The sequence below is a fragment of the Streptomyces sp. SGAir0957 genome (assembly GCF_043523415.1).
Window position 1 is genome coordinate 7447694 of the sequence record NZ_CP027293.1, and the last position, 12195, is coordinate 7459888.

Annotated in this window: 10 protein-coding genes and 1 riboswitch; of the genes, 8 read left to right on the plus strand and 2 right to left on the minus strand. The window is 72.8% G+C overall.

The features are described from left to right. Positions 1 to 52 precede the first annotated feature (52 nt). From C1N81_RS38620 to C1N81_RS38635, 4 genes are all read left to right on the plus strand, one after another. The gene (locus C1N81_RS38620; RefSeq protein WP_394436049.1) at positions 53 to 472 is read left to right on the plus strand and encodes a TOBE domain-containing protein; all 420 of its coding nucleotides are present in this window, start codon (positions 53 to 55) and stop codon (positions 470 to 472) included. Between the two features lie 103 nt (positions 473 to 575). Then, a complete protein-coding gene (locus C1N81_RS38625) occupies positions 576 to 1637 on the plus strand; it encodes an enoyl-CoA hydratase/isomerase family protein (protein ID WP_394436051.1) in 1062 nt (353 codons plus the stop codon). A 108-nt stretch (positions 1638 to 1745) separates the two neighbouring features. Then, a riboswitch (cobalamin riboswitch) is annotated at positions 1746 to 1821 on the plus strand. Positions 1822 to 1885: 64 nt separating this feature from the next. Continuing rightward, positions 1886 to 2110 carry a CbtB domain-containing protein gene (locus C1N81_RS38630; RefSeq protein WP_394436052.1) on the plus strand — a complete coding sequence of 75 codons (225 nt, stop codon included), beginning with the start codon at positions 1886 to 1888 and terminating at the stop codon, positions 2108 to 2110. A gap of 22 nt (positions 2111 to 2132) precedes the next feature. Continuing rightward, entirely contained in the window at positions 2133 to 2909 is a 777-nt protein-coding gene (locus C1N81_RS38635) for a CbtA family protein (protein WP_394436053.1), read from the plus strand. Positions 2910 to 2990: 81 nt separating this feature from the next. Here C1N81_RS38635 and C1N81_RS38640 read toward each other — a convergent pair whose 3' ends face one another. Further along, complete coding sequence (locus tag C1N81_RS38640; RefSeq protein WP_394436054.1) at positions 2991 to 3572, minus strand: histidine phosphatase family protein; 582 nt, start codon at positions 3570 to 3572, stop codon at positions 2991 to 2993. A 255-nt stretch (positions 3573 to 3827) separates the two neighbouring features. Here C1N81_RS38640 and C1N81_RS38645 point away from each other — a divergent pair, with 255 nt between their 5' ends. The 4 genes from C1N81_RS38645 to C1N81_RS38660 all read left to right on the plus strand — a co-directional run bounded on the left by C1N81_RS38645 (position 3828) and on the right by C1N81_RS38660 (position 10925). Next, positions 3828 to 4925, plus strand: coding sequence for a DUF1996 domain-containing protein (locus C1N81_RS38645; RefSeq protein ID WP_394436055.1), 1098 nt, complete (start codon positions 3828 to 3830; stop codon positions 4923 to 4925). A gap of 644 nt (positions 4926 to 5569) precedes the next feature. Next, positions 5570 to 7330, plus strand: coding sequence for a discoidin domain-containing protein (locus C1N81_RS38650; RefSeq protein ID WP_394436056.1), 1761 nt, complete (start codon positions 5570 to 5572; stop codon positions 7328 to 7330). A gap of 79 nt (positions 7331 to 7409) precedes the next feature. Further along, positions 7410 to 9875 carry a glycoside hydrolase family 3 C-terminal domain-containing protein gene (locus C1N81_RS38655; protein WP_394436057.1) on the plus strand — a complete coding sequence of 822 codons (2466 nt, stop codon included), beginning with the start codon at positions 7410 to 7412 and terminating at the stop codon, positions 9873 to 9875. A gap of 9 nt (positions 9876 to 9884) precedes the next feature. Next, positions 9885 to 10925: a LacI family DNA-binding transcriptional regulator gene (locus C1N81_RS38660; RefSeq protein WP_394436058.1), complete on the plus strand. Its 1041-nt coding sequence runs from the start codon at positions 9885 to 9887 to the stop codon at positions 10923 to 10925. Between the two features lie 7 nt (positions 10926 to 10932). On the opposite strand, the gene C1N81_RS38665 is transcribed toward C1N81_RS38660, so the two are convergent. Then, positions 10933 to 12183 carry an MFS transporter gene (locus C1N81_RS38665; protein ID WP_394436059.1) on the minus strand — a complete coding sequence of 417 codons (1251 nt, stop codon included), beginning with the start codon at positions 12181 to 12183 and terminating at the stop codon, positions 10933 to 10935. Positions 12184 to 12195: the final 12 nt, after the last annotated feature.

The window sequence follows — 12195 nt, forward strand, 5'->3', positions numbered from 1 at the left end:
CGCACCAGGCCCCGTAACGGGCGAAAACCACCTCTGTGTGAGGCACGCTGCCATGACCCTGTCCCTCCGCAACCAGCTGCCCGGCACCGTCACCGCCATCACCCCGGGCGAGGTGATGGCGACCGTCAAGGTCCGCCTCGACAGCGGCCAGGACCTCACCGCCGCCGTCACCCGCGAGTCCGTCAAGGACCTCGGCCTCGCCGAAGGGTCCGCGGTCCGCGCCCTGGTCAAGTCCACCGAGGTCGCCCTCGCCACCGCGCCCGTGCGGGGCCTGTCCATCCGCAACCAGCTGCCCGGCACCGTCACCGACGTCACCACCGGCGGCGCGATGGCCGGCGTCCGGATCTCCGTCGAGGGCGGCGAGCTGACCGCCGCCGTCACCAGGGAGGCCGTCACCGAACTCGGACTCGGCGCGGGCTCCGCCGTCGTCGCGCTCATGAAGGCGACGGAGGTGTCGCTGGCCACCGCCTGACGGGCGGCCGCACGGCCCGCGGGGCGATCGGAGAGGATGGCACCGGTCACCGAAGATCGTCCGGGCCCCGCGGGCCCGTGCCGCCGAAAGGAACGACGCGATCATGCCCGTCGCCGACGAAGCCCCCGTCCTCGTACGCGAGGAAGGGCGCGCCGCCCACCTGATCCTCAACCGGCCGCGCGCCCTGAACGCGATCAACCACGAGATGGTGGGCCTCCTCGACCGGGCGCTGACCGCGTGGGAACACGACGACACCGTGGAGACCGTCGTCATCAGCGGCGCGGGGGAGCGCGGCCTGTGCGCGGGCGGCGACATCCGCGCCGTGCACGACGACGCCCGCTACGGCGACGGCACCGCCTCCACCGCGTTCTGGCGCGACGAGTACCACCTCAACATCCGTATCGCCCGCTACCCCAAGCCCTACGTGGCCCTCATGGACGGCATCGTGATGGGCGGCGGCGTCGGCGTCTCCGCGCACGGCGACATCCGGATCGTCACCGAACGCTCCAAGGTCGCCATGCCGGAGACCGGCATCGGCTTCGTCCCCGACGTCGGCGGCACCCACCTCCTCGCCCACGCCCCCGGCGAACTCGGCACCCGCCTCGCCCTCACGGGAGAGCACATCGGCGCCGGTGACGCCCTGCTGTGCGGACTCGCCGACCACCACGTCCCGTCGGACGCCCTGCCCGCGCTGATGGCCGACCTGGCGACACTGCCCGCGCACGAGGCCGTCGCCCGCCACACGCGCCCCGCGCCCGAGGGCGTCCTCGCGGCCCAACGGCCTTGGATCGACGCCTGCTTCGCGGCCGACACCGCCGAGGAGATCGTCGCCCGCCTCCTCGACCACGGCGACCCGGCCGCCAAGGAGACGGCGCAGACGCTGCTCGGCAAGTCGCCGACCTCCGTGAAGGTCACGCTCGCGGCCCTGCGCAAAGCCCGCGCGCTCGGCTCCCTGGAGCGCGTGCTCGACCAGGAGTACCGCGTCTCCTGCGTCGCCCTGCACCACCCCGACTTCGTCGAGGGCGTCCGCGCCCAGGTCATCGACAAGGACCGCAGGCCCCGCTGGTCCCCGCGCACCCTCGCCGAGGTCACCGACGCCGATGTGGAGCGGCACTTCGCGCCGCTGGGCGAGCGTGAACTGGGGCTCGGCGACGCTTCCGCGTAATCCGGAGCCCGTCGACCGGCGCCCCGCGGCCAAGATCACATCATCCGGGGCGCCTTGGCCATGAACGCGACAGGCGGTACCTTCAGTGCGTATCGACGACAGCACGACGGAAGCCGGCGGAACTCCGGCACGGTCGCGCCACTGTGTGCGAACGGTCCCGCAAGGGCCCGATCGTGAGTCAGACCCGTGGCTGTCGTCCTGTGCATCACCAAATGGGGACGCGAACGAATCCCCGAGGAGGCTCTGCCATGGCACAGCACGTCGCCCAGCCGACCGCTGACACCCCCGTCGTCACCCCGGCCACACTGCCGTTGAAGGCCATCGCCCCCTGGGCCGCCTTCTTCGGCGTCCTGATGCTGATCCTGCTGTACTTCGTCGGCGCGGAACAGGGCGCCACGTCCGTGTTCAGCGGCGCCGGAGTCCATGAATGGGTGCACGACGCCCGTCACCTGCTCGGTTTCCCCTGCCACTGACCCGAGGGACACCGCAGCGCTCATGAACTCAAGCACCGTACGCAATCTGCTCGTTCGCGGCATGCTCGCCGGCCTCGCGGCCGGCGTGCTCGCCCTGATCGTCGCCCACTTCCTCGGCGAACCCGGCGTCGACCGCGCCATCGCCCTCGAGGAGTCCTCCCACGCGGGCCACACCCACGGCGCCGAAGAGGCCGAACTGGTCTCGCGCTCCCTGCAGTCCACGGCCGGACTCGCCACCGGCGTCCTCGTCTACGGGGTCGCCTTCGGCGGCATCGCGGCGCTCGCCTACTGCTTCGCGCTCGGCCGGGTGGGCCGCATCGGCCCGCGCCCGACCGCGCTCCTGCTCTCCGGCTGCGCCCTGCTCGCCGTCTACGTCGTCCCGTTCCTGAAGTACCCGGCGAACCCACCAGCCGTCGGCAACCCCGACACCATCGGCAAGCGGACCATCCTGTACTTCCTGATGATCGTGCTGAGCGTGCTCCTCGCCGTCGGCGCGACGATCCTGGGCAAGCGCCTCGCCCCCAGGACCGGCACGTGGTACGCCACCGTCCTCGCGGTGCTCGCCTACGTCGTGGTCACGGGCGTCGCGTTCGCGCTGCTGCCCGTCGTCAACGATGTGCCGGACCACTTCCCGGCCGACCTGCTCTGGCGCTTCCGGCTCTCCGCCGTCGCCATGCAGGTCGTGCTCTGGGGTGGATTCGGCCTGCTCTTCGGCGAGTTGGCCGACCGGCTGCTCCGGCCCGCACCTGCCACGTCACCGGCATCGACCCCGGGCGGGACGGTGCCGGCCGGCCGGTGACCGTCCCCCTGAACGCGTCGCCGACCACAGCGGGAGCGCGGTCGGCGACGCGGGACGGGCCGCTCCGCCGTCCGCGCGGGCTCAGGCAGCCGTCAGCGGACGGCCGAGCCCCACGTTCCACCGGCCCAGGCGCCCCGTGCACTCCGTGACCGTCAGCGGCGGCACGTCGAGCCGCCAGAAGGCCGCGACCGGCGCCCCGATCGCGTGCACCACCACGGCCCGTACGACATCGGGTTCGACGACGGCGACGAGGCGCCCCGCGCCCGGCTCCACCCCGCCCAGCCACCGCCCGACCCGCGCGCACGCCTGAGCCACCGACTCGCCCCCGGGCGCCGCGACGTCCGGCTCGGTGAGCCAGCGCCCCAGCGCCTCGGGCTCCGCCGCACCCACCTCGTCCAGGGTCCTGCCACGCCAGCTGCCCGCGTCAACTCCCGCTAGGTCGGGCGCCGTTGTGGTGCCCGTGAGCCCCAGTGCCTCCGCCGTCCCCGCGCAGCGCGCACTCGGCGACACCACCACCCGGACGCCGGCGGGCAGCGCTCCCGCCGCCGCGCGCGCCTGTGCGGCGCCCGCCGGGTCGAGCGGACCGTCGTCGTCGAAGGCCGCCTGGCGCTGCGCCACGCTGAGCGCGGGCGTCACGAAGAGGATGCGGGTGGTCTGCTGCACGGGATGGAGCCTAGCCCGGATTGTGTGCTGGGAGCGCTCTCTCGGCTGTGCGGAACTGGCGGCCGGAATAGGCTAGTTCACACTCATACGTGCTCGACGGACCGGGGGCGGGTCGCGACATCGTCTCGCAACAAGCCGTTCACCCACTCTTGACAGTGCCGCGTCAGAGCGAGAACACTCCCCGGCGAGAGAGCGCTCTCTCACTCTCTCCCGGCACGCCCCCCACCCTCCGTACCGACATGGCAGGAGGTCTCCATGGCACGGAGATCCACACTCGTCTCAGGGCTGCTCATATCCGGCGCACTCGTGCTGACCACGATGGGCCTCGGCGGCGTCGCCCTCACCGCGGGCGCCGCCGAGGCACCCGCGCGGCAGACGGCGACGAGCACCACCGCGCAGCACCAGGGCCACACGATGGCCGCGTCCACCAAGGCCGCCGCGGAGGACGCGGACGGCGACGGCTACATCCCGGCGAACCCGCCGGTCACCGGCGTCGAACCGTCCACGAAGGTGCCGCCGCACGCCTACTTCCACGAGTTCCAGGCGCACTGCTACGTCACCCACACCAAGCCGGACGACCCGATCGTCTACCCGGGCCAGCCCGGCAAGTCCCACGACCACACGTTCATGGGCAACACCACGACCAACGCGAACAGCACGACCTCTTCGCTCGACAGCGGTTCGACCAGGTGCCTCGCCCCCGGCGACAAGTCCGGGTACTGGATGCCGACCATGCTCAACGGCGACAAGCCGGTCCTCCCCGTCGGCGAGCAGACCATCTACTACAAGGCCGGCGTCACCGACTACACCAGTGTGCGGCCCTTCCCCAAGGGGCTGCGGTTCGTCGTCGGCAACCCGATGCAGAGCGCGCAGGAGTTCCGCAGCCACCCCGGCTTCGTGGAGGGCTGGGAGTGCGGCAACAGCTACTTCAACGTCGACTTCCCGGCCAGCTGCCCGACCTCCCAGGACACCCAGGTCAACATCCGTATGCAGGCGCCCAGTTGCTGGGACGGCAAGTACTACGACACCCCCGACCACAAGAGCCACATGTCCTACCCGGTGGTGAAGCAGGGCACGAACGACAACGTCTGCCCGGCCTCGCACCCCGTCGCGCTACCGATGATCGAGTTCAAGATGGCGTTCCCGATCAACGGTGACATGTCGAAGGTCCGGCTCTCCAGCGGCCGCGGCTACTCGTTCCACTACGACTTCTTCAACGCCTGGGACGACCGGACGCTGAAGGCGATGGTGGACCACTGCGTGGTCGGCGGCCTCCAGTGCGATACGCGCGGCTACGACCAGAACCAGCCGAGCAAGGGCGCGGTCCTGAACGACCGCTACGAACTGCCGTGAGGTGCCGGCCTTGACGGCCGACACCGTCTGAGACGGCGGCTGCCCCGGCCTGGGCGGTGATGGACCTGATGGTCCGGGGTGGCGGTCGCCCTGCCCCGGTCGCCCGGCGATCCGGTGAGGCGGTTGCCCTGACCCTCCGGGGCAGCGGTTGCCCTGGTGATCCGGGGCGGTCACCGCCCCGGCCCGTCGGCCCTGACGGCCCGACATGGCCCGGGGCGGTGACCGCCCCGACGGGGGCGGCGGTCGTCCTGGTTAACCGGTACCGGTGCGCTGGCTGCCCCGGTCACAAGGGACGGCAAGTGCCCTGGCCGCCTGGGGCGGTGGCCGCCCCGGTCACTCGGGGAGGCGGTCGCCTGGTGATCCGGGCGGTGGCTGCCCCGCTCACCGGGGGCGGTTGCCTGGTATCCGCACGGCGGCTGCCCCGCTCGCCTGGGGCGGCGGCTGCCCCGGTCGTCCGGGGCGGCGGCTGTCCCCGGGCCGCCCGGGGCGGCGGTCACCTGACCGACCGTCGCCCCGCTTCCCCTTCAGCCCCGCTGCACCTCAGCCCGTTCGTACTCAGCCCCGCTGCATCTCAGCCCCGCTGCACCCCCAGCCCCCTCCAATGTCCCGCACAAACTCCCCCCGACCCCGCCGGAGGCACCCGTATGCGCACCACCCGTACCGTCAGCCGGAGAACGCAACGCCTCGCGCCCCCGCTCGTGGCCGGCGTGCTCGCGGCCGGTTTTCTTGTTCTGCCCGCGCAGGCCGCGCACGCCGCCGCCGACGTCGTCAAGGTGACCGGCTCGCAGGGCAACTGGCAGCTCCAGGTGAACGGTTCGCCGTATCAGATCAAGGGTCTGACCTGGGGGCCCTCCGTCTCCGACGCCGACAGGTACCTGCCCGACCTGAAGTCCATGGGCGTCAACACCATCCGCACCTGGGGCACCGACGCCTCCAGCAAGCCGCTCTTCGACTCCGCCGCCGCGCACGGCGTCAAGGTCATCGCCGGGTTCTGGCTCCAGCCCGGCGGCGGCCCCGGCAGCGGCGGCTGTGTGAACTACCTGACGGACACCGCGTACAAGAACCAGATGCTCGCCGAGTTCCCGAAGTGGGCCGAGACCTACAAGGACAACCCCGGCGTCCTGATGTGGAACGTCGGCAACGAGTCCGTCCTCGGCCTGCAGAACTGCTACAGCGGCGACGAGCTGGAGAAGCAGCGCAACGCCTACACGACTTTCGTCAACGACATCACCAAGAAGATCCACGCGGTCGACCCGAACCACCCGGTCACCTCGACCGATGCCTGGGTCGGCGCCTGGCCCTACTACAAGCGCAACGCCCCCGACCTCGACCTGTACGCCGTGAACTCCTACAACGCCGTGTGCGATGTCAAGACGGCCTGGCAGCAGGGCGGTTACACCAAGCCCTACATCATCACCGAGACCGGTCCCGCGGGGGAGTGGGAGGTCCCGGACGACGCGAACGGCGTGCCGCAGGAGCCCACCGACCAGGCGAAGGCCGAGGGCTACAGCAAGGCGTGGGGCTGCGTCACCGGCCACAAGGGTGTCGCGCTCGGCGCCACGATGTTCCACTACGGCACGGAGTACGACTTCGGCGGCATCTGGTTCAACCTGCTGCCCGCGGGCGAGAAGCGGCTGTCGTACTACGCCGTGAAGCGGGCCTACGGGGCCGACACGTCACGGGACAACACCCCGCCGGTGATCTCGCAGATGGACATCGAGGGCGGCGCCACGAACGTGCCCGCCGGGCGCGACCTCGTCATCGCCACCAAGGCCACCGACCCCAACGGCGACCAGCTCTCCTACCAGGTCCTCAGCAACAGCAACTACATCGACCAGAGCAAGCAGCTCACGCCGATGCAGGTCACGAACCTCGGCTCCGGACGGCTCAAGGTGACGGCGCCCGACAAGCCCGGCGTGTGGAAGATCTACGTCAAGGCCACCGACGGCCACGGCAACGTAGGCGTCGAGACCCGCTCCGTGCGCGTCGTCCCGCCGCCCGTCAACGGCACCAACATCGCCCTGAACCGGCCCGCGACCGCCTCCTCGCAGCAGACCAGCGACTACGGCGACTGCCCGTGCACCGCGTCGCAGGCCGTCGACGGCAAGAACGACACCCGCTGGGCCAGCGACTGGAGCGACCCGCAGTGGCTCCAGGTCGACCTCGGTTCGCGCCGCTCGTTCAAGCACGTGCAGCTGAACTGGGAGACCTCGTACGCGAAGGCGTACACGATCCAGACCTCGGACGACGGCCAGAACTGGACCACCGTCCGCCAGGTCACCGACGGCAACGGCGGCGTCGACGACTTCGACGTGAACGGCACGGGCCGCTACGTCCGCGTCAACGGCACCGCCCGCGGCACCGGATACGGCTACTCGCTCTACGAGTTCGGTATCTACAGCTGACCGGGATCGGATGGAACGGCACGTGAGAGAGCGCTCTATGACAGGGGCGCTCCGGGGGCGGGAACGAGGGGTGGGGACCATGACCGACGAGGAGCCGGACCGGCTGACCGACAAGCTGAGTCCGCGGCAGAAGGTACGGCTGCTCACGGGCGGAACCACCTGGCGCACCCGCGCCGAACCCGCCGTGGGCCTGGCCGAGGTCGTCACCTCGGACGGGCCCGCGGGGGTGCGCGGCGAGGCGTGGGACGAGCGCCTCACCTCGCTCCTGCTGCCCTCCGCGTCCGCGCTCGCGGCGACCTGGGACGAGCAACTCGTCCAGCGGGTCGGCGGGTTGCTCGCCGGGGAGGCGCGTGAGAAGGGTGTGCACGTCGTGCTCGCCCCCAACCTCAATCTGCACCGCTCGCCCCTGGCCGGGCGCCACTTCGAGTGCTTCTCGGAGGACCCCTGGCTCGTGGGCCGGATCGGCGCCGCGCTGATCCGCGGCCTCCAGGCCGAAGGCGTCGCGGCCACGGCGAAGCATCTCGTCGCCAACGACTCCGAGACGGGCCGCCTCACGGTGGACGTGCGCGTCGACGAGCGGACCCTGCGCGAGGTCTGTCTCGCCCCGTTCGAGGCCGCCGTCGACGCCGGGGTCTGGGCGGTGATGGCCGGATACAACCGCGTCAACGGCACGACCATGACGGCCAGTTCACTGCTCGCGCATCCGCTGAAGGACGAGTGGGGCTTCGACGGCGTCGTGCTCTCCGACTGGGGCGCCCTGCGCACCGCGGTGGACACCGCGAACGCCGCGCTCGACCTCGCCATGCCCGGCCCCGGCGGCCCCTGGGACGAGACGCTCGCCGACGCCCTGGCCGCGGGCCACGTCCCGCACGCCGTCATCGACGACAAGGTGCGCCGCCTCATCCTGCTCGCCCAGCGGGTCGGTGCCCTGGACGGAGCGCCCGCGCCCCGGCGCCGGACGGCCACGGACGCCCGCCGGCTGCTGCGCCGCGCCGTCACCTCGGGCGCGGTCCTGCTCGGCAACAAGGGTGTACTGCCCATAGCGAAGCGGGAGTTGAGCACGCTCGCCGTCATCGGTACACATGCCGTGGCCCCCCGCGTCCAGGGCGGCGGCAGCGCGGGCGTCTTCCCCGAGCGGGTCGTGACGCCGCTGGCGGGGATACGGGAGCGGGCGGGTGAGCGGGTCCGCGTCGTCCACGCCCCGGGGCCGGGCCTCGGCGCCCCGCCCGCCCCGCTCGGCCCGCGCGACTGCGTCGACCCGCGCTCCGGCGCCCCCGGCGTGCTCCTGCGCATGCTCGACGCCGACGGGAACGAGCTGTACGCGGAGCACCGCGGCTCGGGCCGCCTGCTCGAACCCGACGTGAGCGGCGCCGCGCACACGGTGGAGATCAGCGCTCTGCTGACCCCGGAGACCGGTGGCCGGTGGGCGTTCGGGCTCGGCGGCTTCGGCCGGATGTCCCTCACCGTGGACGGGCGGACGCTGATCGACGGCGCCTACCCCCGCAGGACCGACGACCCCGCCGTCGTCCACGTCACGCCGCCGGGGCCGACGGCCCACCACACCCTCGCCGCAGGCGTGCCCGTCCTCGTCGTGGCGCGGCGCGAACTCGCCCCCGACACCGGGCGCGCCACGGTCCTGACCGCGGCGCCGCCCGCCCCGTCCGACGCGGAGGCGATCGCCGGCGCCGTCGCCGCGGCCCGCGCGGCCGACACCGCGATCGTCGTCGTCGGCACCACCGACGGCAGCGAGTCGGAGGGGCACGACCGCACCACCCTCGCCCTGCCCGGCCGCCAGGACGAGCTCGTGCGCGCCGTCGCCGCCGCCAACCCCCGTACCGTCGTGGTGGTCAACTCCGGCGGCCCGGTCGAACTGCCATGGCGCGACGAGGTCGGCGCCGTCCTGCTCGCGTGGCTGCCGGGGCAGGAGGCGGGCGGCGCGCTCGCCGACATCCTGTTCGGCGACACCGAGCCCGGCGGCCGGCTCCCGACCACCTGGCCCGCGCGCCTCGCCGACGCCCCGGTCGTCACGACCCGGCCGGTCGAGGGCAGGCTCACGTACGACGAGGGCATCCACGTCGGGCACCGGGGCTGGCTGCGCACCGGCCGGGCCCCCGCCTACTGGTTCGGGCACGGGCTCGGCTACACGACATGGGAGTACGAGAGTGTGGACGCTCCCGAAGTCGTGGACCCGAAGGGGGAGTTCACCGTGAGCGCGCTGGTGCGCAACACCGGCGAGCGGCCCGGCCGTGAGGTCGTGCAGGTGTATCTGTCGCGGCCGGGGTCGGAGGTGGAGCGGCCCGTGCGCTGGCTCGCCGGATACGCCGCCGTGCACGCCGGCCCCGGGGAGGCGGTACGGGTCGACGTTCCGGTGGCGGCGCGCTCGCTGCGGCACTGGAGCGTCGCCGGGCAGGCGTGGGCGGCGGAGCCGGGGCCGTTCACCGTGCACGTCGGCCGGTCGGTCGGCGACCTGCCGCTCACCGCACGGGTGCGGATGGCGGACCGCCCGCAAGAGAGCGCTCTATGCGCGGTGAGGCGGCCCGATTAAGCTGCCCGCATGCAACGACAGTCCCTGACGCTCGAGGACGTCGCGCGGGAGGCGGGGGTCTCGCGGGCGACCGTGTCCCGGGTGATCAACGAGGTCCCCAGCGTGGACCCCGCCATCCGGGAGACGGTGCGCGAGGCGATCAGGCGCACCGGCTACACGCCCAACAGGGCGGCGCGGTCCCTGGTCACCCGCCGGGCGGAGACCATCGCGCTCGTGGTGTCGGGGGCGGGCGAGGAGGACGAGGGCGCGCAGAACGCGTTCACGGCACGGGTGTTCGCCGACCCCTTCTTCGGCCGCATCGTCAGCGGTGTCGTGGCCTTCCTCAGGACCCGGTCCATGCACCCGGTGCTGATGTTCGCCGAGTCCAAGGCGGCCCGCGACGAGGTGATGGCCTATCTGCGCCAGGGCCGGGCCGACGGCGCCCTCGTCGTCTCCACGCACGCCGAGGACCCGCTGCCGCCCCTGCTCGCCCGGGAACGACTGCCCGCCGTGTGCTTCGCGCGGCCCGCCCTTCCCGCGCCCGTCAGCTACGTGGACCTGGCGCACGGGGAGGGCGGCAGGATGGCGGCGCAGCATCTCCTGGAGCGCGGCCGGCGCCGCCTCGCGACCGTGTCGGGCCCCCTCGACCTCCCCGCCGGGCAGCAGCGGCTCGCCGGGTTCCGGGAGGCGGTGGAGCGGGCGGGGATGCCGTACGTGCCGATCGCCGAGGGCGGGTTCACGCTGGAGAGCGGGGCCGCGGCGATGGCGCGGCTCCTCGACGACCATCCGCACCTGGACGGGGTGTTCGCCGCCAACGACCTGATGGCGCAGGGCGTGTGCCAGGTGCTGCGGGAGCGGGGGCGCCGCATCCCGCAGGACGTGGCGGTGGTCGGGTTCGACGACTCCAGCATCGCCATCACCTGCTCGCCGCCGCTGACGACGGTGCGCCAGCCGGTGGAGGAGATGGCCATGGCCATGGCCCGCATCCTCCAGGAGCACATCGAGGGCGAGCGCACGGAACCGACCTCGCTCATCTTCGAGCCCGAGCTGGTGGTCCGCGCCTCGACCTGACGGCGGTTCAGTGCTGGAAGGACGAGCGGCGGTCGAGCACCGCCACCACGGTGAGCAGCGCCAGGAGCAGCGCGGCGAACCAGGTCATCGCGGCGGTGGCGGTGAGTGCCAGGGTGGCCACGCCGATGGCGACCGCCGGGACGCTCAGGCCCAGGTAGGCGATGAGGAACAGGGAGGCGAGCGCCTCGCTGCGGCGCGCGGGCGCCGCCATCGCGACGACCCTGCCGACCGCCGCCTTGAACAGCAGGCCCGCGCCGACGCCCGCGACGACGCCGCCGGTCAGGAACGCGGCCAGGTTCGTGGTGTGCATGCCGACGACGAGCGTCAGGAACCCGGCGCCCTCCGAGAGGAGGCCCGCCGTCATCTTCGTACGGGGTGTCAGGCGCTGTGTCAGTGTCTGGGCGAGGGCGGCGCCGCCGAACACCGCGAAGACGATGGAGCCCGCGAGGGCGCGCGACGGGTGGCCGAGCGTGTGCCCCACGAACCCGGCGGCGATGGACGTGAACAGGCCGAACACCGCGAAGGAGGCGAACCCGGCCGCCGCCGCTGCGATGTACCCCGCGCGGTCACCGTGGTCGGCGCTCACCCGCTGCGGCCGGTACTTCGGCCGGACCGGCTGTGCCTCGACGGTCTCGGGGGCCAGGGCGAGGGCGGCCATGACGAGCACGAGCAGGACGACGAAGACGGCGTACGGCACCCGCAGCGGCGCCCCCGTGTACTGGGCGAGGAACCCGGCGGCCAGCGGGCCGAGGCCGAGACCGCCGATGTTGGCCGCGGTGGAGACCATCTCGAACCGCTGCGCGGAGGCGCCGGGCCGGTGCGCGGAGTGCAGTTCGTGCAGGTGCGCGGTGGCCGTGGCGGTCAGCATCCCGACGCCGAGACCGGTCACGAACCGGGCCACCAGCAGCATGGGCAGCGCCGCCGTCGTCAGGAAGAGCAGGGCCGCGACCAGCTCCAGGGCGAGCGCCGCCACGAGGATCCGGCGCCGCCCCACCCAGTCCGAGACGTGCCCGGCCAGGACGAGGCTGACCATCACGCCGACCGAGTAGACGGCGAAGACGACGGTGACCATGAACGTGGAGAAGCCGTCGCGGACCTCGTACAGCGGGTACAGCGGGGTCGGCACGGTGGAGAACGCCATGGCGACGAGGAACGCGGTGGCGACCGCCCAGAAACCGGTCCCGTGACGGCGGGATCCGGTGGGCGCGGGTGCGGCGTGGGCGCGCGGTGTGCGCGGGGCGGTCGACAGAAGGGTCATGGCACTGCTCCG